Below are 25,231 nucleotides of genomic sequence, written 5' to 3' on the forward strand. Positions count from 1 at the left end.
AGTACTTACAAGATAACGATTTCTTACTTATTTTCTTCTATTCGATCCAATCGGATTGACAAGGCTTTGGTGGAAATTTGAACCTCTACAAAGGACAAAAAAAGTGAAATCATCAAACAAAGTAAGCTCATACTAAATACAACATTGGCCCACTCATTTTTTTCTACATACAGCAAAAACATGGTGATTACACTTGTTAGAAAACTAATAATAGCTATCGCCTGCATGTTTCTAATTAACCAAAGCCGTTTTCTTAAGTTCTTAATTTGCAAGACTGTATTTTTGGATTGCGTACTTAAATACTCACTATGCAATTGTCTTATCAGTGCAGCTATGGCCAAATACCTTGCATTATATGCCAGCATAGTTAAGGATATTGCAGGAAACAAAAGTGCCGGGATGCTCATGTTTAGTGTCATAACCAGATGATTTTTGACACTAAGGTACTTCAAATTCACTAGAGATCACTCAAAAACATATCAGTCATTCTCAAAGCCAAATATTCCCATCACGTTTTCCACAGTATTGTCTTGATTCAATCCGGTTCCCCATCGACCACTAAATCCTCCATCAGAGGCATACATGTATCCTACCATCACAATTTCTTTTGGAGGAGTTTCATTGGTAGAAAAATTAACTGTTACTATAGAACCATCGGCGGTCCAGGTTCCAACACCTTCAAAATCCGATCCGTCTGTGGCAATTAATTCTGCATTTCCACCTTCAGACAATACCAATTGAGTATCGTTAATTATTGCTGAAAAATCAGGCTCATCTGATGTATCGGTATTGAATCCCCCTATAAAAAAACCACTCTTAAACGTGTTTCTGAATGTAATTCTCGTAGTCGCTGTCTCCACAGTATTTACAGCAGTGATAACAATTTCTTTTTCTCCCAACGGAACTCTATTATCCCAGGTAATAACTCCTGTTGTTTTATCTATAAAAATCACTCTTCCTATCAGATCATCGTCTTCGGGAGAGGTTAGAGTTGTGGCCGAAAAGGTACCTGTGTCTCCCATCCAATTTACTGTTGGGGGATTGGTCTGCCCTTCTTGGCGGAATGTATTTTCGATCACACTTTGATCATAGGTAACTCTTAATTCATTTGATGAATCATCATCACTACCACAAGAAAACTGTAGTAGTACGAACAGTAAACTATATGCTATTCTTTTCATTTGTTCCTTGATTTAAAAATTATGAGTAGAGATGAATGCCCAAATTATCATAACTATAAGCATCCCTAACCCTGTAAATTGCCAAATTGGACCTTTGGCTTTATTTTTCAAAACATCATACTCCTTTCTTACGGACACTGGCATCTCTTTGGTGTGCAGAACATTTTTGCAATGTTGACACTGTGACATTCCTTTTTTACCAATCGGAAACATAGGAATCCAAAATATGTGAACATGCCTTCTGAACACGAATAATTTTAATGACCCTTGGGTTCCGCAACTTGGACAAATAGAAGTTGTAGACTGTTTTGAGGATATATAAACTGCTTTGCTACCGTAGATGATCATAATGCGCTTATTTCTCTTTTGTTTTTCATAACCCCAAACAGCAAACTTTGTCTCCAAAGTTCACTGTTTTTACATGCGGGGAATCTTAAAACCAATTCATTTATTTAATATCAAAAAGTGCTGCAACTTCTTTATAAGACATACTCTTATAATCTATTGCTGATTTTGCTCCCGCTTGTCCTGCCACCTGTCCTCCAGGGATAATCACATATCGATAGTCTTCAAAAAAATCGAAATCATTATCTCCACCACCAATCACAACGCCCAAAGCTCTTATTCGACCATCATTTAAACTATATGTATATAATTGATTCTCTGATCGGTTTTCATAAGGCAAAGGCACTACTTCTAACCCTATTGCAGCTAACACACCTTCTCCTCTGGCATATACCATAACCACACTAGTGTCTAGGTTTACACCCATATCAGTAATTTCTTGTTGGCTCGCCAAAGTGAAAATCTTTTGATTGAGACCTCCTCCCGTGGCAAACCCATTTGGAATCCAATCTGAATAAATCACATTTGCGGTTCCGGTTTCTCCCTGTTCTCCTTGATCACCCTGTGGTCCTTGTTCTCCTTGTATTCCTTGTTCACCTTGTGGCCCTACAGCGCCATCTTCTCCCTCGCAAGAGAAAATCAATACCGATACAAAAAGGATGGCTGTGTACTTAATTACATTTTTCATTGCATTTACTATTTTTAAAGTTTGTAACATCATGTAGCAAACTTATGTACAGCTGCAGTTTTCAATGTCCGAAATGTTTGATAGTCAAAAAATCCGGACGCTTATGTGTTTTTGCCATTCTTCCATATTTATTGTAAAACAAAAACCCCGAGATGATATCCCGGGGAATTTCTTAAATCAAAGGGGTTAGGCTAATTATTTGACGTTAAAAAGCTTTACAATTTCTTCGTAAGACATTGCACTATAATCTATAGAAGATCTGGCAACACCACCTGGGATGATGACATATCTAAAATCATCAAAATAAGTAAATGTACTAGCGCTACCATCTAAGGTTGTCACTCGAATTCTAATCGTTGAACCCGTGAGAAAATTAGCTACCTCAAAGCCATAATATTCATTGTCGGCAACAAAAATATAAGGCAATGCATTTACTTCTGAAGTCAGAATATTCACTCCACGTCTACCATATACCAGTAATACATCTTGAGCAAGATCAAAATCGCCTATGCCAAGGGTGGCCAAAATTTGCTCATTGGTATCAGTTGCCAAATCTCCTGTATTTTCATAACTTCTTGCAATCCACTCTGAGTAAATCACATTTGCCGTTCCCGTTTCGCCTTGTTCGCCTTGCTCACCCTGTTCTCCTTGTTGTCCCTGAGGGCCTTGTTCCCCTTGTATTCCTGGTTCGCCTTGTGGGCCAATAGCACCGTCTTCCCCTTCACATGAGAAGATAAATACAGATAGTACCATTATTGCCGCATACTTAATTACATTTTTCATCGCTTTCATAATTTTAATGTTATTTAAAAATCTTGTAGCAAACTTAAGTGGTGAACTCCCCGCAAACGTCCGAAATAGTTGATAGTCAAAAAATTCGGACACTTTGGATACTATTCGTTTCTAATAAGAATCCATCTCTTCTTTACAGCTGATAATTTGCCTGAGATCATACCCCAATTGTGCTTCTTCCCATAGGTTGATATCACCCTTAATGGACCGCGGGTCCTGACCAGATTGTATATATATTATCAGTGATTTTACTTTGGGATCATGTATTCCTTCTATTTTTAATATCGACTTACCACCGGGGTGTACATAATTACCTTCGTAGGCATAACAACACACCAATATGTGATCTCCTTCTTCAATATTTGCCTGGTAAAAGGCATCTGTACTTATCAGCTTTTGATTCTGATAACTATTTTTCTGAAGTGTTTTTGAAAAAAGAACACTATCTACTTTAATCATTCCTTTTTGTGCCACATAATGCTCCTTAATCCGCTCTTTCTGAAGTGCTACCACCGTACCCAAAAACACCAAACTATAGGGTTCTCCACAATACCCTAAAAAAGGACCTGATTGGGGCCACCAATAGGTATATCCCAATTTGAAGGTATCTTGATTTTGAAGTTGAACGGATTCTTTCTGTACCGTAGGAGAAGATTCTATTGCGTCTTCTTTCTTATGGTCACTACAATCTACTACCCCTATGAGGCATATCACAAGACAAGACAACTTAAACTGAAGTAATTTCATTTTTTTGGGTTTTTATTCTAGAGCGAACACCACTTTTACATAATATTTTGAAGGTACCTTTGCCTCTGCGGCGCTGTAATATTTGTGTTTGTTACTTTGCGGAGTTTCAATTTGAATAATTTTCCCTACCGTTCTTCCTATGTTATTAGCAATTTGAGTGGCCGTATTTCTGGCGTTATCGACCGCCTCCTTATTCAATTTCCCAATTTGTTCATGGGTCAATTCTTTAGCAATAATGTCGACCTTTATATTAGTAGCCCCTTCCATTCTTTGAGTTAAGATTCGCTCTACTTCTTCTTTGGAAGTAGTCTTATAAAAATAAAGCCTGGAGGAGAAATAACCATAAGACATGCGATATGTTTCATCCTCTTCAAAACGACTAAAATCAATATTTACTTTACTTAATGCTGCGGCAAACTCCTTGACTATTTCATTTGCTGTTTTTGCTTTAATATTTCTATAGGTATCTCCTATAACTTCACTAAACTCGACATTTACAATATACCTCTCGATTTCACTTTTGGTATCGGTCTCTCCAATTACTGTAATCGAATTCGTCTCTTGTGCTTGCACTAAGCTTTGACATAAAATAAGGACCAATATTGTCATTTTAATAGATTTCATAGTTTTTTGTTTTAAATTTTTCTTTTGCTGTTTGATCTACGGCACTACTGTTTCTGCAATACACCATTCTTCGGAAAAATCGATATGTTCTTGCACAAAATCAGATGTTCCGAATGCTAAAGGACAATGTGCTATATTTTGATCGTCATTAATTTGAAGTTCTGTTCTACCACCAACACCTATACTTCCTAAAGGTTGTCCTACATTTACCTGATCTCCAATACTAACTTCGGGATCAATAATATGATCATAAATAATAAGCCATTTAGAATCTGATATAGGTCGCATCCATACCTCAACATCATCAACATTTGTATTCATTCTAATATCCACCACAACTCCGCTTGAAGCTGATCTTATCTGGGCATCTGCCTGATCAGAAAAGTACTCGATAGCTGGGTTGAGCTGAGTTGGAGTTAGCACATCTCCAAAAGCTATAAACGAAGTAATCTGATCAAATGCTACAGGAGTTACCGAAAGTACCGGAGGACTAGGATCCAACAACTGATCATCATCGGAGCATGAGACCCCTATCAAAACCAAGATTACAAACCCCACCCATTTCATAACTGCGTGTATTGTCTTATTGATATCCCCAAACATCTTGAAAATAAGTTGCGGGTCCCTCCAGGCTAAAACCATTAATTACCCATAGTCTATCATCAAAAAATACAGAAGTATGATAGCCACGAGGTTCGAAATTCTTTTTAACGTGTACAAACTCCCACGCAATCCCATCTTCACTAAACCAGATGTCGTCAAAATAATCATGATTTGGACCTATCCCAGCAGTTAACCACATGCCTTTTTCATTGACAGTAACCGCATGATTCCTTCTTGGATCAAACTGTGCATTTGGTGTAGCTAGATTCCATTGAAATCCATTTGCAGAATACCACACATCATTGAGATAGTTCCCGTTTTGATCAATTCCTCCTATCACCCAGATAGTACTCCTGAAAACTACCGTTTGATGCCCATATCTTCTTCCAAATGGTGCGAAATTAGTGGCCAAATTCCAATTCACACCATCACTTGTTACCCAAACATCTGCCAAAGCATTGGCTCCAGTGGTCAAACCACCTATTAAGAACATTCTACCATTTAGGTTGGTAAAGGAGTGATGTCTTCGTGCGGTAAAAGGTCCATTTTCTATGGCTTGTTCCCATTCTTTTCCATTTTCACTATGCCAAACATCATTAAAAAAGTTAGTCCCTTGTGTACCTCCTACTAGCCACATTCTCTTATGACCTACCGTCATCGCATGACCGAAACGTTCTGTAAATTTAGACGTCTCACTGATCTGCTCCCATGTCTTTCCGTTCTTGCTACACCATACATCATTATAATATTGCTGATTTTGAATACCTGCAACTACCCACATTTTATGATCAAAAACTACGGAAGCGTGTGCCGCTCTCCCTCCATAAGGTGTCGCTTCGTTCACTACTATATCCGAAAAACTAATTGCTCCTGCAGGTGCCATTTTCTCTGAAGTAGTCTGGTTAATCTCATCGACAGTAAGCTCCTCGTTCATCTCGCATCCGCCAATCACTACTAGCAATAACAGCATGTTACATACAAAAGGTATCCTATATTTAGCATCCATAATCCTGGTTTTTAGAATTTTAATGCTAAACTAATCAGGGTGGCTACTTTGGGTATCCGAAAAGTTTGAATTTCAAAAAATTCGGATACTTTGTATGGGTATTCTGTTCAAAAAGAAAGTATCTATGACTTGGTTTTTCTTTTGTATATCAAAACTAAAAGCACAAACAATATCCCGAAGCAAGGGAATAGTATTTTATAGATGATCGTATTTCTATCATCTCCATCTGGATTTGATGATGCTTGATCAACGACTTTTTTCTCTTTTACTTGGGAAGTATCTATTGGTCTTCCCGATGAATTATTGGGCATTTCTATAAACACTCTGTCAGAGGTGTTTTCTGGTCGATAATCAACAATGCCTTTATATGTCTTTTCGATCTCATAGCCTTTTACTGAAGTTTTCTGAATGGTTTTATCCAGAATAGGCTCTCGATAATATTTTTTGGCAAATTCAACATCAGGATCTTGTCCATTTTGTATCCATCGTATCTCATCGTTTCTGATATTTTGGTAAAACGATGTTCCTTTGTCGATCTCATTTTTTAGTGATTTCTCGAGATCTTCCAATGTAAACCGTTTTCCTTTTCGATCCGTAAATTGATGGTAGAGCAAATACCCTACTTTTTTGTCATAAAGATATTTTACTTCAGAAACACTAGGATGGTACGATGCCTTGAGATAAGCTCTAGCTGCCAATTGCCTAGCTCCTTCTGCCCAACCAGAACCTGCTAGTAGATCCGCAAGTGCTTCAAGAAGAATAGGAGAGTCGTGGTTTCCAAACCTCATCATTCCCATAATCCCTTTTACCGCACGTTTTATTTCTTCATCGGGTAACTTCTTTATCGATGAGGATTGCTCATCTTGTTTTTTGCGATAGATCTGTAATAAAAAAGAATGAAAATTATCCTGTTCTCCTCGAGGTGGGCAGGGCAAACACTTTCTAAATGTTGTGGATAAGGGCAAAGGAACCTTTCCATCTTTCATCTTACTTATTACATATGTAGCCAGGTATTTCTGATAAATCTCTCTCCCAAAATGTGCATTGGGATTGATCTGTATCGCTTTATCAATGTATTCGATACCTTTTTCTAATTGTCCATTGTGAATATAAAAAGTTCCCAGGTTTGCATAGGTCTTATAATTTTGGGGAGAAATGCTGTCTTTTTTCAGGATGATCTGGATGGCTTTGTTGTCATCCCCTGTTTTGGAATAGGCTACAGCCAGATCGTCGTATAGGTCAAGGGAATCAGGATGTTTTTTTAATTTTTCTTCTCGATCCTGTATTCTCCAATCATAAAATTCTGGCGAGTGCCGTAGAAAGTTCCCAGAGATTAATTCTATCACACTAGGAAACTGCTGTCTTTCCATTTCGATAGTATCATAATCCCAAAAACAGAATGTGATCGATAAAAAACTAATCATTAATACATAGAAAGAGTTCATATTTTGTGATGTGTATGTTTGATAAAAAAAGGATCCTCATTACTTTCGTTTAGGTTAGCAAATGAGGACCCGCGAGTAATGAAAAGCATACGGACAAAAAACCTCATCATTACGCAAAATTATAGGAATAGGGGTAAAATATTATTCTAACTTAATAATCCAGTAGTTAAAATCTCCTGTAGTACCTTCTCCATTACCCATAATATTCGTATACCACGTTCCGGCCGCTATAAAACCTCCGTCACTTGTCTCTTGAATGGAAAATGCATAATCGTCTCCCTGTCCTCCCAGGTTTTGCTGCCATACCATATCTCCATTGGCTTGCAATCGCAAAATCCAGAAATCTGCGGCTCCATTGTTGTTTTCTACATCAAAATCATCAGAACTCGAGCTTCCTATGGCAATGTATCCTCCATTATTGGTTTGTTTTATATCCGTAATCCAATCTGAGTTTGAACCGCCGTATGATTTTGTCCAAACAATATTTCCTACTTCATCAGTTTTTATGATAAAAGCATCAGATCCTCCTTTATTCTCCAAAACATTTCCATTTTCAGACTGTGATGCACCTCCAATGATATACCCTCCATCTGGTGTTTGTTGTATAGAATTGGCGGTATCATTCTCTGATCCTCCGTATTTTCTATCCCATTCAACAAGACCATCCTGATCTAGTTTTACGACCCACACATCCCTCTTGTCTGCCACTGTCTCTGTAGATCCCGTAAAAGCATATCCAAGATCAGCGGTTTCTACTACTGACATTGCTACATCTCGTTGCGCATCGCCCAGATTGGTTTCCCATAACAACTCACCGTTCTCATCTAGTTTTACGACCCAGGCATCAGATTGTCCTGATACATCAAACGTGTCGGAGCTCGTAAACCCTACGGCCACAATTGCACCGTCTGAAGTTTCTATGATCGCTTCCAAAATATCGTCTTCTCCTCCACCTGCTCCAGTTCTCCAAACGATGTTTCCTGAAGCATCTAGTTTTACAATCCAAAAATCACGCATTCCGTTGTTTCCAACCACATCACCGTCGCTTGAGGTTGAAAATGCTCCTACAATGTAACCTCCATCTGCGGTTTGTTGAATATCATGAATGGTTTCGTTTGCAGTTCCTCCTAAGCTTGTTTCCCATTGTATATTTCCTTCGGCATCCAATTTCACGATCCAGCCGTCTTTTCCTCCATTGTTCTCAGTTACATCCCCATCTTCAGATTCGGTTACTCCAGCCACAATATATCCCATATCCGTAGTTTGTAAGATGGCATAGGCCTCATCATCAAAGCTTCCTCCCAATGATTTTTGCCAGGCCACCATCACTTCGTTTGATGATCCTAAAGTGGTAAAATTAAACTCGCTTTCAGAAGAACCATTGTTTCCATCACTGGCCACTATCATTCCTGTGTACATGGTTTGCTCGGTAAGATTGTCTAGCAAGAATTGTGTCGCTTCTAATTGTGATTGAATCTCATTTCCATTCAAAAATACCGAATAGGTAACTGTATCTCCGTTTGGATCAATAGCTGGATCCCAGGTTAACAAACTACTGGAATTTGTTGTTTCTGTTACTGTAACCGTAAAATCGCCGGGATTTTGATTTTCAATTTGTAGTACCTCATCGTCGTCATCTGAGCATCCTGATATCGCTAACGATATCAAAAGGATTGCAAAATATACTTTGTTCATCTTGTTTGTTTTCTCGAAAAGTACTCCGGTAGCTAAGAATCACTATCCAGAAAGTTTGAATTTCAAAGAATCTGGACACTTTCAGGCGGCCGTTTTACGATAAATACTAGGAGAGATGCCTACCATTTTCTTGAAGGCACTATAAAAAGTAGATTTCGAATTGAAACCAGACTCCAAACCAATACCAACTATAGTATAATTTGTAAAATCCATATTAGTGAGTTTCAATTTGGCATCTTCTACTCTGAAGCTATTGATATAATCGGCAAAGTTTTTTCCTGTTAATTTATTGACCAATTGGGATAAATAATTACTGCTAATCTTAAGTTGATGCGCCACACTGGTAAGCCCCAAATTAGGGTCCCTATATATTTTGGATTCTCTCATCAATAATTCGAGTTCTTTGAAATATACATTGTCATCGGTGATATTGCAGGTACTACTATTATTGCAAATTTGTTTTAGTTTTTGCTCTGTAAGTTTGGCAATTAATCGAAACAAAAACACATGATTTTCTTTAAAAAAGTCTTCTTTGGAATGTTCAGAATCCAATACCCCCATTACCATGCCTCCAATATAAATAGGAACGGCTAACTCTGACTTCCTTCTGGCATCATCTACTATATACGAAGAGTGAGTGGATAAGTCTTCTATTCTTTGATATGCTCCAGTTTTTGCAACATGACCAACGATACCCTCTCCAACCTTAATTTTGATAGGGCTAACGATCTTCTTTTCACCATTGTTCTTATTGCCATAGGCCGCTTTCTGAATAAGATACTCTTTGTCTTTATCAAGCATATAGATCACACAGTCCTCGAGATGTAAGTGGGCTATACAGTTTTCTACAATATCCCATAACACATCATGAACACTATTTTTATCGAACAGGGAAGTAGCAAAATAACTTAATACCGAGATAGTTTGCAGCGGTGCTTTTTGTAGATAATTACGATCAAATCCAGTAAATACTTCTTCTAAATAATGAGTTGAAGGAGATCTAAAAGATTGACGATATTCCTCTTTTTTTATAAGATCAGTTCTTTGTCTTTTTCGAATTGGGTTCAAAGAACTTGTGTGACAAGATCGCTTCTGAATGTCCATTTTTTTGTTTTTTGTCCTGATCAAATATACCTTCAGAATATGCTGTAAAACAAACTATATCTCTCGAAATTCCGAGAATTTCGAAGTTTAAAAACAACTCTAAACCATTGATTATTAGCTACTTTTGTGATTTTTACTTTGTTTTTATCTCACTACATAAAATAGTATCTTTAAAGCGCGTAAACCTATTAAATTCCCTGTTGCTTTTGAAAATAAAAGAAGTATACTCTCTTGTTATTTCCTTTTGTCCTAAGGTCATATTAGCTTTCTTATTTTTGAGCATTCAGTCTCTTATTGCTCAGGAAAAAGAATTTGAGATTCCTGATTCTTTAAAAGGGTTAGATTACAAAGAATTATACCGTACGTATATCAAAACCTGGCCAGATACTTTAACCTCGACGATTTACCTAAACAGCCATCTGAAAAAAGCCGTTAGCGAAAACAATAAGATAGAGATGGCTAAGGCCTATTGCTTGCTTTCTTATTATGCCAAAGAAGAATCAGAAAAATTAAAGTTATTAGATCGTTCGATACTATTGAGTGCTGGTTCTGGAGATAAAACCTATCCTATTGAAGCCTACTCTTTCAAGGGAGGGTATTTCTTGAAAAAAGGGGATATTGTTGCTGCTCTTGACAACTATTTAAAAATACTACCTATTGCAGAACAGGTACAAAATCAAGAATACCTATATATTACCAGACATAATATTGCTCGTATAAAAACGGAGATTGGAAAGCATGATGAGGCACTACCTTTATTCAGAGAAAATTTTATCCGTAATAGCACAAGAAAAAATATTGATACTACCCGATATTTAAAATCTTCTATTGCACTGGCAGAATCTTATCGATACAATAATAAGTTAGATTCTGCATCGATAACCAACGAAAAAGCACTTGAAAAACTTCAAAACTCCGAATATCATTATCATAGGTTTTATGGTAAAATAATGATCAATAAGGGTATTACTGATTTCTTTAAAAGGAACTACAAAACCTCAGAAAAAAGTATTCTCGAAGGGATTAGTATGCTAGATCAACAAAATGCAGAAAACAAAAAATTCTATATTTTGGGTTCATTTTACTTGGGTAAATTGAAACGTATACAGAAGGATCTTAACGAAGCAAAAAAACAATTCTTGGTTGTGGATTCTGTTTTTCAAAAAGAGAAAAAAGCACCACTCGAAGTAAGAGAGAGTTACGAATTCTTAATTCAATTTTTTAAAGATAAAAATCAAAAAGAAATGCAATTGGATTACATCAATAAACTCATTTCTTTTGATAGTATTACCAATAGCGAGGCTTCATTTGTATCTTCACGACTTTTTAAGGAGTTTGATACTCCTATATTATTAAAAGAGAAAGAGAAGCTTATTGATGAGCTAAAAGGCACCAACAAAAACCTATATCTTCTAGTTGTCTTTCTTGCAATAGTTACCTTAATCGTAACGATTTTCTTTTACAAACTCTACAAAAAGAAAAAAGAGTATCAATCAAAATTTGAGCAGCTCATTACAAAAAACAATAGCTCATCTACTGTAGAAAAAACCACAAAAGCCGATATTGGTGTACCTGAAGAGATTGTTTTAGATATTTTGAAAAAACTCGAAGCCTTTGAAAAAAAGCAGCTTTTCCTGAAAAAAAACATCAGTATTACTTCTTTGGCAAAAGACAACAAGACCAATACCAAATACCTTTCTAAAATTATTAATCATTATAAAGAAAAGAACTTTGCCAACTATATCAATGATCTTAGAATTGCCTATGCTGTAGATCGATTAAAAACCGATAAGGTGTTAAAAAACTATACGATTCAGGGTATTGCAGAAGAAATGGGATTTAATACCGCTGAGTCTTTTTCTTCGGCCTTCAAAAAGACCACCGGCATCAAAACTTCGTACTTTATTAAGAAATTACATGAGTTAGATACGCAAGAACATTAACGAAATTCCGTGAATTTCGACTAATAATCTCCTCATTTTGAGTCTTTTTACTTTTTTTACCCTATTTTTAAAACCGGAAAACATTTAATAAACTAAGGACAGATGAAAAAAGTAAAGGGCAAAAAACTGGAATTGAAAAAACTTAGTGTTGCTAAGTTAAGCGAGAGCAATATGTATAATCTCAAAGGAGGGAAAAAAAGTAGGGAACCTAATTGTAAAGGAGGAGATGATATTATCTTTAATTCTATGGCTGACAGATGTGAAACACGTCGTGCTGATTGTACATCTCCTACAGTAATTGGATTTTAAATTAGACTTCTTGATGTTTTAAAAACCCTTCAATATGATATTGAAGGGTTTTATATTTTTTACGAAACGAATTTTTCTTTGTATTCTGTAGGTGTCATCCTGGTGTGCTTTTTGAAAGTACGGTAAAACACGGATTTAGAGTTAAAACCAGCTTCCAGACCAATAGATAATAAAGTATACTTATCATATTGTGTGTTATCGAGCATCTTTTTTATTTCTTCTACTCTAAGCTTACCTATGATGTCACAAAATGTTCTGCCTGTATTTTTATTGATAATTTGTGACAAATAATTTGCGCTTATCTCCAGCTTTTCTGCTACCACATCCAAGTTCAACAAAGGGTCCAAATGTATTTTTTCGGTTTTTATAAGCCGAACAAAATTTTCAAAATGAGGGTTTTCTATATACATACGATTACAACTTTTCGATATTCTTATTCCATAAGAATTCCATTACTTCGTAAAAGTATTGTGATCGCTAATTGTTGTATATAAACATTGTTCCAAAAACTATGACAAACGTTTCATCACAAAACGCAGTCCATCATTATTTGATTTCAAAAATCTTCTTTTCTGTCTCTTTTCCTATAGAAATTTGAGCATAATACTTTCCTACCGGTAAATAGTAAGCTCCATTTTTTCTCTTTGCCACTTCTTCGTCAGGAAATTCTTTTTCTAGTAAGCCTTTACCCTTTTCTGTCATCGTAACATCGTATTCGACTTGATTAAATCCTTTTTCTGCCTTAGCTGAAAACTCTTGTAATACACTACCTTCTAGAGTCATTATTTGTACAGATACATTGGCTCCTTGTGCGGTATAAAACTCAATCGTCGCTGAGGGTTGTCTAGCCTCCAGCCACTTGCTCCAGGAAACACCCCATTGTTCTGACCAGGTGATGTCTTGAATATCAAAAATGTGTAATGATTTATTTTTTACTTCATCATTGAATGCTTGTAACGCACCAATATCCGTTTTGTAGATACTTCTTCCATGGGTTCCTAGCAACAAATCACTTTCCTCCGGTTGAATTACTAAATCGTGAATGGCTACATTGGGTAATCCTTTTGAGAATACTTGCCATGATTTACCTCTATCCAGAGAAACGTAAGCTCCGTTGTCTGTACCCAGATACAGTACATTCTCATTTTTAGGATCTTCCTGAATAACATTTACAGAAGATAATGGGATTTTTTGTCCTATATTTTGCCAGGTAGCTCCATAGTTTTCACTTACAAATACGTAAGGTGTAAAATCATCGTTTCTATATCCGTTTAAGGTTACATATACCCGTTCTTTTTTGTGAGCAGAGGCTACCACTCTCGATACCCAAAGATCTTTTGGGAGTGAACTAGATACATTGCTCCAATTTCCTCCAGAATTTTTGGTAACTTGAATCAATCCATCATCACTACCTGTATAAATCAATCCAAACTGAAATGGAGATTCTGAAATGGTGGTAATGGTGCCATACGCTATATTCCCTTTTTTGCCTCCTTGCGTTAAATCTCCTGAAATCGCTGTCCAATCATCTCCCTGATTCATGGATCTCATTAATTTATTCCCTCCCAGATATAAAATATCCTGATTATGAGAAGAAAGTAGAATTGGTGTTTGCCAATTAAAGCGATACGGAGACTCTCCAAGTTCGTGCTTTGGTTGGATATAGGTTTGTTGTTGATTAGCTCGATCTAATCTAAAATAATTACCGAATTGAAAACCGGTGTATACAATATTGGCATCTCTCTTATCGATCTGTACCTGCATCCCATCTCCTCCTAAAATACTCTCCCAATTATAATGACCGCTTTGGTGCCATTCTGAACTTTCTTCGGCATCATTAGGACCTACCCAAACGCCATTATCCTGAAGACCTCCGTACACATTATACGGTGTTTCGTGATCGATATTAATAGCATAAAATTGTCCTACATTGGGCTGATTAGCCTTGATCCAATGTTTACCATCATCATAGGAGATATTAATCCCACCATCATTACCATTAATTAGGTGATTAGGATTGTTAGGGTCAATCCATAAAGCGTGATGATCGGCATGTACGTTTTTTCCTTGTATACTAGAAAATGTTTTACCTCCATCTTTTGATTTCAGAATGGGAACACCACTAATATAAATATGCTCTTTGTTTTTTGGGTTTACTTGAATTTGTCCGAAGTAATATCCATAACTAAAGTAAATATCATCCAGATAATCAGTATGTGTTTTTTTCCATGATTTCCCACCGTCATCACTTCGATATACTTCGGCACCAACTACTGGGGTGTCAAACAACATCGAATTTGCGTCTTCCAGATATTTGGCCAAGTCTTTGGGCTGAGCGTTACCGCTTCGTACCATTTGCTTTACATTATCTGCTCTGTATTTTTCCTGAAATCCATTGGTTTTCAGGAAAATATTCAATTTTTTGTTATCGATTTTCAAAAAATCGTCTTTAGACATTGTTTTGAAATCTTCTTTGGTTAACCTCTCTGTCTTGCTTTTTGTTTGATTTTTCTTTCTTCTAAACTGATTGTCATGTACCACATAGACCGTATTTTCATCAAAAACGGCAACCCCAATTCTTCCCACTCCATCGCCAGTAGGAAACCCACTATTTTCTAATGAGATTTTGTTCCAGGTTTCCCCAGCATCCGTACTTTTATAAATACCGGATCCTGTTCCGTTTCCTCTAAAATTCCATGCCTTCCTGTCTTTATCCCAAGCAGTGGCATACATCGTATTAAAGCTATTAGGGGCATACTCTACATCAATGATTCCCGTTTGATCATTGATAAATAGGGTTTGTTTCCATGTCGCACCCCCATCGGTGGTTTTATAAATTCCTCGTTCTTGATTTGTAGAGTACAAATGGCCCGTTATCCCAATGACTACTTCCTCAGGATTATTTGGATTAATCACAATCCGACCTATATGGTGAGAATCTGACAAACCTACATTTTTCCAAGTCTTTCCTTTATCTGTAGATTTCAAAATTCCTATTCCTGCATACGAAGATCGCGATGCATTGTTTTCTCCGGTTCCTACCCAGATTGTTCCGTTTTTCCAATCTATGGCAATATCACCAATGTTAATCGTCTCTGCACCGTCCATCACCGGAGTAAAAGTGGTACCATTATTTGCAGTATACCATAATCCCCCAGAGGCATAAGCCACATAAAATTCTGAAGTGTTTTCTGGATTAACATCTACATCTACTACTCTTCCGCTCATTACAGAAGGGCCAATGTTTGTAAAAGGAACATTTTTGACTATAGAGGTAGCTTCCATTTCCTTTTTCTGCGACAATCCGCTGATCATATCTTCAGCACTGGTTACTGGTTGTTGTGCAAAAAGAGAACAAGAAAAAATAAAGTAAGCTAAGGTGAGTGTTTGTGTTTTCATTTTGACCATCATTTAGTGGCCTGAAAGTAGATATTGTTAAAACAATCTCAAAATTTTTAGTTATTGTTTAACTACTTCACAAATATGTCTTTACTTTCTGAGGTCACTTCTTCTTTTGAGAAAACTCATAGTACCTAAACCTAAGATTAAAGCAGATACGTATAGAATTTGAGTTGTATCTGGAGAAATCCCACCGAAATAATCAAAAACCGGAATCTTGTTGATATTCGCATAAGTAATGAAGAAAAACAATACCTCGAACAACTTCTTGCTTTGCGTAAAAATTCCTAAAAACATGGCTAGAAATACGATAAAAATAGCACCCAACAAAATAGACATCAACCCATTAATATCCAGAAGACATCCATAAAGAAACAGTAGAGGAAATGCCAAACCTATCATTAATATCACTCCTGCGATTATCTGCGAAATCAAAATTCTACGCAAAGGTCTAAATGCTGAAAATGTAAAGTAAAACACATCATTTTCCAGTTCTTTTGTAGTAAGATCTGACAACCTGTGTACCTGCAAAAACCATAAAATGGGTAACACTATTTGATGGGCAACATCAATATTTAAAAACGCCAATAAGATCATGCCTATTGCATTGACCATCCACAGCCACTTATTTCCTTTTCGTATTAATAAAAATAGTTCTGTTTTAATCAATGGCAGTATACTTTGATCTATTTGAGGCTTTGGCAATTGAGATAGGATAACCTCCCTAGATCCAAAACTCGATACGATATGTTGCTTTGTTTTTGTGGATGATGTTCTTTCTTTGGTATTGAATCTATGAAAGAAAGGGGTAGTTATAGCAATGAGAAGAACTCCGAAAAAAACCCATCCCAAACGACTCGCGATAAAAGAAGAAGGGAAATCAATTCCTTCAAAGTTAAATTTCTTTGCTTTGGTAGTATTCCCCAAAACATATCCAATGGTCATCTTAGACGTCTTATGAGCAGGCAAGAGCTTATGAACACTTTCTTCCATGGCATTCATCACTATTTTGTTTCCAAAAACATCTAAATTATATTTCATTTTGTCTTGAGATGAAAACAGCAACAAAAAAGAAAAGAGTACAAAAAAGAGTATATTTTGAATCACAGTATATCTGCCTATTATCACCTCAAACAATACTGCCAACACCGAAATCCAAAAAATAGCTGGTAGTGCAATAATTACATAAGGTTTAACAAACTGCAAGATCTCAAAATCAAACCCATCGTTGTATAAAACAAAAAGAAGAATACTCATCAAAAAAGTGATGCATACGATGGTAATTAGCACCAAAAAATTGCTAAAGACTCTAGACAATAAATAACTGAAGTTTTTAATTCTTGTAGTGGCAAGAATTTGACCTACTTTAGTTTTGATGTCCTTTTGGATACTATTGTTTACCAAATAAAAGCCAATCAAAGACAAAAACACACTACTCATCATCGCGGTTACATATCCAAACCATGCCGAATTATAGTTGCCAACATAATCCCCTATCCTAATGGTAGAATAACTGGCATTGGGTTCTGGAACAAAGGTGTATGAAATAGCCAAAGTTGCACAAAGTGTAATTAAGAAAGAATAACTTCGGATACGTGTTAGATAATCTAACTTTATAATGGTCAAAAAGGATCTCATGAGTACAAAGGATTAGTTTTTGGTTAGGTATAAATAAGCATCTTCTAGAGTTGCTTTTTGAGGTCTTGCATTGCTCATTAGTTTATCTGAGATATACCGAATAGTAGTCTTGCCCTTATAGCGTGCAGTACTTAATGTGGTTACCCGATTCTTAAATTCTGATACAGCTTCATCTTCAATTTTGATTTCGAATACTTTGCCTTCTACATGATCTATAATATCCTGTCTATTTCCTTGGGTGATCAAAGTTCCATTTTTCATGATGGCAACCGTATCGGCAATCATATCAATATCTGATACGATATGAGAAGATAATATTACAATACTCTGACTCGCTAAGTCTGAAATAAGATTTCTAAATCGAACCCGTTCTTCGGGATCCAAACCTACAGTGGGTTCATCAAAAATGATGATTTTGGGATTATTGAGCAGTGTCTGTGCGATTCCTACTCGTTGTTTCATCCCTCCAGAATAACTACCTATTGGTTTTGATGCCGCATCGATTAAGTTCAGTCCTTCTAACAGCTTTTCGATTCTGTCTTTCAGCCCACTTCCCCCAACTCCTTTGATAGCTGCTATGTATTGTAAAAACTCAAAAGCATTCAAGTTAGGGTAGACTCCAAAATCCTGGGGTAAAAAACCTAATTGTCCCCGCATATAGTTGGCATCCTTTACAATATTATTTTTATTCAGCAGAATGATTCCTTCGGTAGGCTTGTTTACGGTAGCGATCATTTTCATCAATGTAGATTTTCCAGCACCATTGGGTCCTAATAGACCCAAAATTCCTTTTTCTACTGTTAATGAAAAATTCTGTATTCCATATTTTTTTCTGGTATATCGTTTTGAGACATTATTGATTTCTAGCTTCATCTTTATTTGCTTTTACGGTTAAAGAATATTCTGTTGCCAAAAATCTACGTTGGCCTACATAAATTCAATAAATAATGACAAGTGTATTGACAAAAATGATGAACCTTTTTATTACCCTCTTATCATGAAAATCGTATGAGTTGAACCCAAAAAGAAGTCTTTTGTCATTAAAAAGTACGTTTTTGAATACCATCTCTTATTTTTAGGTTTTATTTCGTCTACATGTCAAAACTAGATTCCTGGATCGATAACAAAATTGTGCAGAACCTTTTTATTTGGTTACTGCTCTTTATTATTCTATTAGCTACTATACAAGCGGATAATAGATGGTTAGCGGCATTGTTTGTAGTGGTACTATTGTCACCTCCGGTATATATCAACAATCTTTATATTCTTCCGTATCTACAAAAAAACCTAAAGAAATGTATTGCTTTATTTTTTGTACATCTCATGATATGGAACACCATTCTTGTTTACATTATGGGAATTGTTAACGATCAAGAGTTTGAATGGAAGATGTGGCTTAATTTTGTAGGGGTTATGATTTTGGCATTGTCTTTCTCTTCGACAATCAAACTTGCAAGAGATAGCTTTTATAGAAGACAACAAGAAAAAGATGCGGAACTAAAGTTACTTAAAGCTCAGCTTAATCCTCATTTTTTATTCAATACCTTAAACAACCTGTACGGATTATCTGTAGTAAAATCTGAAAAATTACCAGGTTTGATGCTCACACTATCTGATCTTTTGCGCTATAGTCTTTATGACACACAAGAAACTTTTGTTCCTCTAGAAAAGGAAATACAGTATCTGGAAAACTACATTTCTTTAGAGAAAATAAGATTAGAAAGTAGTACAAAAATTCAGTTTGATAGAAGTGGTGATGTTTTTTCTAAGCAAGTTGCCCCTATGCTTTTGATCGTGTTTGTAGAAAATGCTTTTAAGCATTTGGATGCTTCCACAAATTCTGAAAGCAATGTTCATATTACTTTATCGGTTTCAGAAACCGAAATGAAGTTTACATGCAGTAATACGTACACCGATAATCTTGCGAATAAAGAAAATTTGGAAACAGGAAAAAGTGGCATTGGTTTACAAAATGCCAAAAAACGGTTAGATTTGATTTATGCTGACAAACATCAGCTAGAAATTACTACCAATAAAGAAGTTTTTGACGTGCAATTAACTTTACAGTTTTGATCATGATGAAATGTATCATAGCAGATGATGAACCCATCGCAAGGCAGATTTTAGAAAATTATATTCAAGAGATTCCAAATCTTGAGCTTATTGCCTCTTGCAAGAATGCTTTTGAAGTTATGGAAGTTTTACAAAAAGAATCTCCGGATATTCTGTTTCTCGATATTAATATGCCCAAATTATCAGGGTTAAGTCTGCTTAAAACTTTACAACAAAAACCAGCTGTAATTATCACCACTGCATACCCAGAACATGCAGTGATGGGATTTGAACTCTCTGTCACGGATTACTTATTAAAACCTTTTTCATTAGAACGATTTTTACAAGCCATTTATAAGGTTAAACCCAAACAAGAAGCTGAAAAAACTGTAATAAAAGAAGAAAAAGATACTTCGAAAACCGTTTTTGTAAAAAGTGATAAAAAGATCATTAAACTAAATACCGATGATATTTCTTATATCGAAGCCTATGGTAATTATATAAAAATTTATACGGATCAAATGATTCTTACTCCCCAAACACTTACAGATTTTATGGCAAAACTGCCACCATCTTTTTTGAGAATTCATAAGTCTTTTGTGGTCAATTTTGATCAGCTCAAATTTATCGATGGAAATCAATTTGTGTTACAAAATGACAGTAAACTACCCATTGGTAAATCATATCGAAAAAATGTGATTGACAAAATCGATTATTCATAAAACTTTGGGTTTATGAAGTTAACTTATATCAGGAACTCAAAATTGTTTGGGTTCCTTTTTTATTAGAATCTATAATAACACTATTTTTGAAAACACATTTCAAAATAGCAACTCATGAAATATCATCCTATAGACAAAAACCTATTCATCAAGAACAGAAAGAATTTTACTGCACAGATGAAACCTAATAGCATAGCTGTATTTAATAGCAATGATATCTACCCAATTAGTGCAGATAGTATGATGCCTTTTGAACAACACCGAGATATTTTTTATCTCAGCGGTGTAGATCAAGAAGAAAGTGTTTTATTACTTTTTCCTGATGCTCCAAAAGAAAAACATCGAGAGGTATTGTTTCTGAAAGAAACCAGCGAATTGATTGCCATTTGGGAGGGTGAAAAATTAACCAAAGAAAAGGCATTCGAAGTCTCAGGTATTAAAACCGTATACTGGCTTTCGGATCTTGAAAAAGTCTTTTTCGAAATCATGACCCAATGCGATACTGTATATGTAAATACCAATGAGCATTACCGATCTCATGTAGAAACTGAAACAAGAGAAGATCGATTTACTAAGTGGTGGAAAAACAAATATCCTGCACACTCGGTTGCAAAAAGCAACCCTATCTTACAACGACTACGTTCGGTAAAAGATCAAATAGAATTGGATTTGATGCAAATTGCATGTAATATCACCGAAAAAGGATTTAGAAGGCTATTAGATTTTGTGAAGCCTGATGTATGGGAGTATAATATTGAAGCCGAGCTTTTACACGAATTCATTAATAATAGATCCAAAGGGTTTGCTTATACTCCAATTATTGCAAGTGGACCTAATGCCAATGTTCTTCATTATATAGAAAATAACCAACAGTGTAAAGCAGGTGATCTTATCTTGATGGATGTTGCCGCAGAGTATGCGAATTACTCTAGTGACCTCTCCAGAACCATTCCTGTGTCTGGAACGTATACCAAAAGACAACGTGAGGTATACGACGCTGTTTTACGAGTAAAAAACGAAGCTACCAAAATGCTAGTACCTGGTACTATTTGGGCAGACTATCATGTTGAGGTAGGTAAACTAATGACTTCAGAATTATTAGGTCTAGGTCTATTGGATAAAGCAGATGTGCAAAATGAGGATCCAGATTGGCCAGCTTACAAAAAATACTTCATGCATGGAACTTCTCATCATATCGGTTTGGATACGCATGATTACGGAATCTTAACTGAACCCATGCAAGCCAACATGGTATTTACTGTAGAGCCCGGGATTTATATTCCTGATGAAGGGTTTGGAATTCGACTAGAAGATGATGTAGTGATTCAAGAAAAGGGAGCCCCTTTTAATCTGATGGCCAACATACCGATAGAAGCAGAAGAAATTGAAGAACTTATGAATAAATCATAGAGTTAACAGAATGTTATTTTAACTTTAACCTATTGATTTTCAGATTTTATGGAATAATTTTTGACATACTATTTTTTTAACTAACATAGCTTTTTTCTTCTCCAATTGCGAGTAAAACATCACGTTTAAAAACCCCAAGGAATTAGATATGTTCTTGGTTCACCTTATCAAAAAATAGTATATCAAAATTTAAACTCATGCTAAAATTAAAAGATGTAATTACCGAACTGAAGGTAATAACTACACTGTTACTGTTTCCATTGGTATGCAATGCACAACAGGCCAACAATATAGATTTTACGGATACCACTAGTTTTCCAGATGGAAAACTAGGTCAAGTAGTAAAGGAACTCATTGATGTTTTTAATGCAAACGATGCGGATAGGATAGGTCAATTTGTATCAAAACATGATGATAAAGAAATCCTTAAAAAGTTTTCTTTGGAAGATTTTCAAGGATACCTATTAGATAATGTGAGAAAAACAGGAGGGGTTAATTTCCATAGTACAAGAACCTATACCCCCTCTATTTCAGATAAAATAGTAATCATTGTAAAAGGTAACAATTTTGATTTTTGGTACGCTTTTAGCTTAAGCTTTACTAATAAAACAGACTATGTGCTAGATAGTTTATGGTTTTCTTCTGTAGATGCTCCTTCAGACATTCTAGAGCCAACAATTTCTGAGACAGAACTCATAGAAAAAACCTCAGCACTACTTAGTAAGCTATCTAAAAATGATTTTTTCTCAGGAGCCGTATTAGTAGCCAAAAAGGATAAGGTTCTATTTGAAAAAGCATATGGTGAAGCCTCAAAAAGATTTCATGCAGCGAACACTTTAAACACTAAGTTCAATCTTGGTTCTATGAACAAAATGTTTACTGCTATTGCTATTATGCAGCTTGTTGAAAAGAACAAAATAGCTCTAGACGATGTTATAAGCAATTATATAGACCGGGATTGGCTCCCAAAAGAAATTACGGATAAAATTACAGTTCATCACCTATTATCTCATACTAGTGGATTAGGTAGTTACTTTAATAAAACTTATCGTAATTCATCTCGTGAGTTGTTTAGATCTTTAGACGATTTTAAACCTTTGGTCAAAGACAACACTCTTGCCTTTCCGCCCGGGGAAAAGTATAAATACAGTAATACTGGTATGTTACTTTTAGGCGTAATTATCGAAAAATCCACAGGTCAGGATTATTTTGAATACGTCAGAGAAAATATTTATAAACCCGCAAAAATGATCAATTCTGATGCTTTTGAAATGGATCAACCGGTAGAAAATTTGGCTATAGGATACATTCCTAGTTCAAAAAATCCTCTGGGTTGGGAAAACAACATCTACAAACATGTAATCAAAGGCGGTCCAGCTGGTGGTGGTTTTTCTACAGTTAAAGATTTGCATCTTTTTGCCTTGGCGCTAAAGAATGAGAAGTTAGTTTCAAAATCTTCATTAGAATTGCTTTGGACGGATCATGCAAAAGCAGGGTATGGATATGGTTTTACTCTTACATCCAGCAATACGGGAAAAGTAGTAGGTCATGGTGGTGGATTTCCTGGGCTTAATTCTCAACTGGATATATTCTTAGATAATGGATATATAGTTACCGTAATGTCTAACTATGATAGGGGAGCAGGTCCAGTTGCTAAAAAAATTTACGATTGGATCGAAAATTTGCAAAACTGATACCATTTTTGACTTCGAGTAGAATATTTTATCCTATTCATTCGTTACCAATACAAAACTCTCTTTTATCTTATGCAACGAATGAAGATTACAGCAGGTCACCAACAGGCTATGCCCTATCTGGTGGTCAAAAAAGCCGAAGATTTTATTGATTTCATTCGTAAAATATTCAATGCTCAAGAAATGATCAGAAGCACTGATGCGCAACACCGTATCCAACATTCTGAGATTAAAATCGGTGACAGCACTATTCTTCTTTCAGAAGCTTCAGCAGACTATCCTGCTCAACCTGGATCCATGTATGTGTATGTTCGCGATACCGATCAAACCTACTACAACGCCTTAGATTCCGGAGCCGTCTCGCTTATGCAACCCATGGATGAGGATAGCGGAGCAAGAGGCGCCGGCTTTAAAGACCCTTTTGGAAATACCTGGTGGATCGCCACATTGTATTAATTACATCCTAAATCTGATCTCGATTGCTCATCGTTATTAGGAAAGCATAATCCTGAATTTATGGTTTCCGGAACATAACGAGTTAAATTGGGATCTCGTAAACTGCTTTCGATAAAAACGGTAAGATCATCAATCTCCTGATTAGTTAAATCTGTTGCTCCAAATTGTGTTGCCAGATTCTCTGCAGGAACTTCATTGGATTGTGGCACCCCATCGTTTTTGTAGCGAATCACCTCTTTTACCGAAGTAAAAGTAGATCCATGACCATAAAATCCGTTATCTGCAATATTGTATAACGTTGGTGTTTTAAACTTATAATCATCATCTGGATTTTTGGTGAATCCTCCTCTTCCTTTTTTTACATTTTGAAATCCATTTTCATCCAAAACAATGGCGGTATTCGAATTATCAAAGTCGCCCATTCCAAAGGCATGAAATCCTTTATCGTTTAATGCAGGACCTGTATGACATTCATAACATTTTCCGTTACCAAAAAAAGCAATGGCTCCCCTTTTCTCAGCATCAGTCATTGCATCGCTTTGTCCTTTCAGCCATTCCTGCCAAGGTGCTTGATTCGCCAATAACGTTCTTTCGTAAGCTGCCATAGCCAAAGCTGCGTTCAAGGTAGTATACCGGTCCCCTTCGGCAACATCACCAAAAGCTGCATCAAACATTGCTTTGTATCCTGTTTCATTTACAAAGTTCTCGTCTACTAATAATCGATGAACACCTTGTCCTTTGATCGCTTGTACTTCGACTCCCTGAAATCCCAGAAAGTTTTCCTGAATATTTTCCCAATTGGCTTCAGTTCCCTGATTGGTTCCTGTACCTCCAAATTGTCCATTCCAAAGCATCACATCCTGGTAGGCTACATTTAATATGGTTGGAGATCGAAGTGGTTGGATGTCTACAGAATCTACAGGTACATTTTGGTTAATAGTTCTTTCTTCTCCGTGAATACCAAAACCTACTCCGCATTCTCCAATTCCTTGTCGTATCCCCGCGCTAAACCCAGCTCCAACCTGATGGCAAGATGCGCAAGAATAGGTCCCTCTCATTTCTTCTATTTTAGGGTTTCTTCCTAAAGCAGTTTCATGTAATAATAGTTTTCCTAAATCAACTTTGGCTTTGGTAATCGGATTTTTGGGATCCTGCGGGATGTTGGTGTAATCATCACTTTCTGGAAACATGAAATACGAAAGCCCTTTTCCCTCTGAAGCTTCGGTAAGCAATGTTTTTAATTGATCATCTAAACTGGATTCGATAGGTACATAATTGTCGTCATTACCGCAAGAAACTATTAGGCATAATAGACTTGCAGCTAGAAATAGTCTTTTCATAAGATAAATCTATGCTTTTAAAGGTTTGTTTATTGAAT

Annotated in this window: 24 protein-coding genes; 7 read left to right on the forward strand and 17 right to left on the reverse strand. The window is 36.1% G+C overall.

The annotated features are described in order from the left end of the window. Positions 1-23: 23 nt before the first annotated feature. The 12 genes from ACXAGJ_RS04025 to ACXAGJ_RS04080 form a co-directional block, all read right to left on the reverse strand. On the reverse strand, positions 24-419 hold the full coding sequence (locus tag ACXAGJ_RS04025; RefSeq protein ID WP_073316099.1) for a DUF2721 domain-containing protein: 396 nt from the start codon (positions 417-419) through the stop codon (positions 24-26). Between the two features lie 60 nt (positions 420-479). Then, positions 480-1,181: a hypothetical protein gene (locus tag ACXAGJ_RS04030; RefSeq protein ID WP_474837357.1), complete on the reverse strand. Its 702-nt coding sequence runs from the start codon at positions 1,179-1,181 to the stop codon at positions 480-482. Positions 1,182-1,193: 12 nt separating this feature from the next. Further along, complete coding sequence (locus ACXAGJ_RS04035) at positions 1,194-1,586, reverse strand: zinc-ribbon domain-containing protein (RefSeq protein WP_474837359.1); 393 nt, start codon at positions 1,584-1,586, stop codon at positions 1,194-1,196. Positions 1,587-1,629: 43 nt separating this feature from the next. After that, the gene (locus ACXAGJ_RS04040; RefSeq protein WP_474837361.1) at positions 1,630-2,214 is read right to left on the reverse strand and encodes a hypothetical protein; all 585 of its coding nucleotides are present in this window, start codon (positions 2,212-2,214) and stop codon (positions 1,630-1,632) included. Between the two features lie 195 nt (positions 2,215-2,409). Next, a complete protein-coding gene (locus ACXAGJ_RS04045; RefSeq protein WP_474837363.1) occupies positions 2,410-3,006 on the reverse strand; it encodes a hypothetical protein in 597 nt (198 codons plus the stop codon). Positions 3,007-3,117: 111 nt separating this feature from the next. Further along, a complete protein-coding gene (locus tag ACXAGJ_RS04050; protein WP_474837365.1) occupies positions 3,118-3,753 on the reverse strand; it encodes a hypothetical protein in 636 nt (211 codons plus the stop codon). 12 nt (positions 3,754-3,765) lie between these two features. Further along, a complete protein-coding gene (locus ACXAGJ_RS04055; RefSeq protein WP_474837367.1) occupies positions 3,766-4,377 on the reverse strand; it encodes an SIMPL domain-containing protein in 612 nt (203 codons plus the stop codon). Positions 4,378-4,413: 36 nt separating this feature from the next. Then, complete coding sequence (locus tag ACXAGJ_RS04060; protein WP_474837369.1) at positions 4,414-4,944, reverse strand: M23 family metallopeptidase; 531 nt, start codon at positions 4,942-4,944, stop codon at positions 4,414-4,416. 16 nt (positions 4,945-4,960) lie between these two features. Continuing rightward, on the reverse strand, positions 4,961-5,986 hold the full coding sequence (locus tag ACXAGJ_RS04065) for a Kelch repeat-containing protein (protein ID WP_474837371.1): 1,026 nt from the start codon (positions 5,984-5,986) through the stop codon (positions 4,961-4,963). A gap of 122 nt (positions 5,987-6,108) precedes the next feature. Continuing rightward, positions 6,109-7,431, reverse strand: coding sequence for a tetratricopeptide repeat protein (locus ACXAGJ_RS04070; protein ID WP_474837373.1), 1,323 nt, complete (start codon positions 7,429-7,431; stop codon positions 6,109-6,111). Positions 7,432-7,572: 141 nt separating this feature from the next. Then, positions 7,573-9,126 carry a fibronectin type III domain-containing protein gene (locus tag ACXAGJ_RS04075; protein WP_474837375.1) on the reverse strand — a complete coding sequence of 518 codons (1,554 nt, stop codon included), beginning with the start codon at positions 9,124-9,126 and terminating at the stop codon, positions 7,573-7,575. 81 nt (positions 9,127-9,207) lie between these two features. Next, positions 9,208-10,230, reverse strand: coding sequence for a helix-turn-helix domain-containing protein (locus ACXAGJ_RS04080; RefSeq protein WP_474837377.1), 1,023 nt, complete (start codon positions 10,228-10,230; stop codon positions 9,208-9,210). Between the two features lie 206 nt (positions 10,231-10,436). On the opposite strand from ACXAGJ_RS04080, the gene ACXAGJ_RS04085 reads away from it, so the two are divergent. Next, a complete protein-coding gene (locus ACXAGJ_RS04085; protein WP_474837379.1) occupies positions 10,437-12,173 on the forward strand; it encodes a helix-turn-helix domain-containing protein in 1,737 nt (578 codons plus the stop codon). A 102-nt stretch (positions 12,174-12,275) separates the two neighbouring features. Beyond that, a complete protein-coding gene (locus ACXAGJ_RS04090) occupies positions 12,276-12,482 on the forward strand; it encodes a class I lanthipeptide (RefSeq protein ID WP_073316087.1) in 207 nt (68 codons plus the stop codon). Between the two features lie 59 nt (positions 12,483-12,541). Here the strand turns inward: ACXAGJ_RS04090 and ACXAGJ_RS04095 are convergent, their stop codons facing one another. The 4 genes from ACXAGJ_RS04095 to ACXAGJ_RS04110 all read right to left on the reverse strand — a co-directional run bounded on the left by ACXAGJ_RS04095 (position 12,542) and on the right by ACXAGJ_RS04110 (position 18,392). Next, positions 12,542-12,892 carry a helix-turn-helix domain-containing protein gene (locus ACXAGJ_RS04095; protein WP_474837381.1) on the reverse strand — a complete coding sequence of 117 codons (351 nt, stop codon included), beginning with the start codon at positions 12,890-12,892 and terminating at the stop codon, positions 12,542-12,544. Between the two features lie 136 nt (positions 12,893-13,028). Then, positions 13,029-15,881, reverse strand: coding sequence for a VPS10 domain-containing protein (locus ACXAGJ_RS04100; RefSeq protein WP_474837383.1), 2,853 nt, complete (start codon positions 15,879-15,881; stop codon positions 13,029-13,031). A gap of 90 nt (positions 15,882-15,971) precedes the next feature. Beyond that, positions 15,972-17,519, reverse strand: a complete 1,548-nt coding sequence (locus tag ACXAGJ_RS04105; RefSeq protein WP_474837385.1) for a hypothetical protein — start codon at positions 17,517-17,519, stop codon at positions 15,972-15,974. 12 nt (positions 17,520-17,531) lie between these two features. Then, complete coding sequence (locus ACXAGJ_RS04110) at positions 17,532-18,392, reverse strand: ABC transporter ATP-binding protein (protein ID WP_474837387.1); 861 nt, start codon at positions 18,390-18,392, stop codon at positions 17,532-17,534. Positions 18,393-18,614: 222 nt separating this feature from the next. On the opposite strand from ACXAGJ_RS04110, the gene ACXAGJ_RS04115 reads away from it, so the two are divergent. The 5 genes from ACXAGJ_RS04115 (at position 18,615) to ACXAGJ_RS04135 (ending at position 23,853) form a co-directional block, all read left to right on the forward strand. Then, positions 18,615-19,592 carry a sensor histidine kinase gene (locus ACXAGJ_RS04115; RefSeq protein WP_474837389.1) on the forward strand — a complete coding sequence of 326 codons (978 nt, stop codon included), beginning with the start codon at positions 18,615-18,617 and terminating at the stop codon, positions 19,590-19,592. A gap of 2 nt (positions 19,593-19,594) precedes the next feature. Beyond that, positions 19,595-20,293: a LytR/AlgR family response regulator transcription factor gene (locus ACXAGJ_RS04120; RefSeq protein WP_474837391.1), complete on the forward strand. Its 699-nt coding sequence runs from the start codon at positions 19,595-19,597 to the stop codon at positions 20,291-20,293. A gap of 114 nt (positions 20,294-20,407) precedes the next feature. After that, positions 20,408-21,703, forward strand: a complete 1,296-nt coding sequence (locus ACXAGJ_RS04125; protein WP_474837393.1) for an aminopeptidase P N-terminal domain-containing protein — start codon at positions 20,408-20,410, stop codon at positions 21,701-21,703. Between the two features lie 197 nt (positions 21,704-21,900). Further along, on the forward strand, positions 21,901-23,397 hold the full coding sequence (locus tag ACXAGJ_RS04130; RefSeq protein WP_474837395.1) for a serine hydrolase domain-containing protein: 1,497 nt from the start codon (positions 21,901-21,903) through the stop codon (positions 23,395-23,397). A 72-nt stretch (positions 23,398-23,469) separates the two neighbouring features. After that, on the forward strand, positions 23,470-23,853 hold the full coding sequence (locus ACXAGJ_RS04135; RefSeq protein WP_073316077.1) for a VOC family protein: 384 nt from the start codon (positions 23,470-23,472) through the stop codon (positions 23,851-23,853). Here ACXAGJ_RS04135 and ACXAGJ_RS04140 read toward each other — a convergent pair. Beyond that, positions 23,850-25,193, reverse strand: coding sequence for a cytochrome-c peroxidase (locus ACXAGJ_RS04140; RefSeq protein WP_474837397.1), 1,344 nt, complete (start codon positions 25,191-25,193; stop codon positions 23,850-23,852). The two genes, ACXAGJ_RS04135 and ACXAGJ_RS04140, sit on opposite strands and share 4 nt — an antisense overlap. Between the last annotated feature and the right edge of the window lie 38 nt (positions 25,194-25,231).

The organism is Aquimarina sp. AWH4_224 (genome assembly GCF_056160245.1).

What these genes read in the sequence shown, in the direction of transcription:
- ACXAGJ_RS04025 (WP_073316099.1), bottom strand. Translation starts at nt 419, where the DNA reads ATGACACTAAACATGAGCATCCCGGCACTTTTGTTTCCTGCAATATCC.
- ACXAGJ_RS04030 (WP_474837357.1), bottom strand. Translation starts at nt 1,181, where the DNA reads ATGAAAAGAATAGCATATAGTTTACTGTTCGTACTACTACAGTTTTCT.
- ACXAGJ_RS04040 (WP_474837361.1), bottom strand. Translation starts at nt 2,214, where the DNA reads ATGAAAAATGTAATTAAGTACACAGCCATCCTTTTTGTATCGGTATTG.
- ACXAGJ_RS04045 (WP_474837363.1), bottom strand. Translation starts at nt 3,006, where the DNA reads ATGAAAGCGATGAAAAATGTAATTAAGTATGCGGCAATAATGGTACTA.
- ACXAGJ_RS04050 (WP_474837365.1), bottom strand. Translation starts at nt 3,753, where the DNA reads ATGAAATTACTTCAGTTTAAGTTGTCTTGTCTTGTGATATGCCTCATA.
- ACXAGJ_RS04055 (WP_474837367.1), bottom strand. Translation starts at nt 4,377, where the DNA reads ATGAAATCTATTAAAATGACAATATTGGTCCTTATTTTATGTCAAAGC.
- ACXAGJ_RS04060 (WP_474837369.1), bottom strand. Translation starts at nt 4,944, where the DNA reads ATGAAATGGGTGGGGTTTGTAATCTTGGTTTTGATAGGGGTCTCATGC.
- ACXAGJ_RS04065 (WP_474837371.1), bottom strand. Translation starts at nt 5,986, where the DNA reads ATGGATGCTAAATATAGGATACCTTTTGTATGTAACATGCTGTTATTG.
- ACXAGJ_RS04070 (WP_474837373.1), bottom strand. Translation starts at nt 7,431, where the DNA reads ATGAACTCTTTCTATGTATTAATGATTAGTTTTTTATCGATCACATTC.
- ACXAGJ_RS04075 (WP_474837375.1), bottom strand. Translation starts at nt 9,126, where the DNA reads ATGAACAAAGTATATTTTGCAATCCTTTTGATATCGTTAGCGATATCA.
- ACXAGJ_RS04080 (WP_474837377.1), bottom strand. Translation starts at nt 10,230, where the DNA reads ATGGACATTCAGAAGCGATCTTGTCACACAAGTTCTTTGAACCCAATT.
- ACXAGJ_RS04090 (WP_073316087.1), top strand. Translation starts at nt 12,276, where the DNA reads ATGAAAAAAGTAAAGGGCAAAAAACTGGAATTGAAAAAACTTAGTGTT.
- ACXAGJ_RS04095 (WP_474837381.1), bottom strand. Translation starts at nt 12,892, where the DNA reads ATGTATATAGAAAACCCTCATTTTGAAAATTTTGTTCGGCTTATAAAA.
- ACXAGJ_RS04100 (WP_474837383.1), bottom strand. Translation starts at nt 15,881, where the DNA reads ATGAAAACACAAACACTCACCTTAGCTTACTTTATTTTTTCTTGTTCT.
- ACXAGJ_RS04105 (WP_474837385.1), bottom strand. Translation starts at nt 17,519, where the DNA reads ATGAGATCCTTTTTGACCATTATAAAGTTAGATTATCTAACACGTATC.
- ACXAGJ_RS04110 (WP_474837387.1), bottom strand. Translation starts at nt 18,392, where the DNA reads ATGAAGCTAGAAATCAATAATGTCTCAAAACGATATACCAGAAAAAAA.
- ACXAGJ_RS04115 (WP_474837389.1), top strand. Translation starts at nt 18,615, where the DNA reads ATGTCAAAACTAGATTCCTGGATCGATAACAAAATTGTGCAGAACCTT.
- ACXAGJ_RS04120 (WP_474837391.1), top strand. Translation starts at nt 19,595, where the DNA reads ATGATGAAATGTATCATAGCAGATGATGAACCCATCGCAAGGCAGATT.
- ACXAGJ_RS04125 (WP_474837393.1), top strand. Translation starts at nt 20,408, where the DNA reads ATGAAATATCATCCTATAGACAAAAACCTATTCATCAAGAACAGAAAG.
- ACXAGJ_RS04130 (WP_474837395.1), top strand. Translation starts at nt 21,901, where the DNA reads ATGCTAAAATTAAAAGATGTAATTACCGAACTGAAGGTAATAACTACA.
- ACXAGJ_RS04135 (WP_073316077.1), top strand. Translation starts at nt 23,470, where the DNA reads ATGCAACGAATGAAGATTACAGCAGGTCACCAACAGGCTATGCCCTAT.
- ACXAGJ_RS04140 (WP_474837397.1), bottom strand. Translation starts at nt 25,193, where the DNA reads ATGAAAAGACTATTTCTAGCTGCAAGTCTATTATGCCTAATAGTTTCT.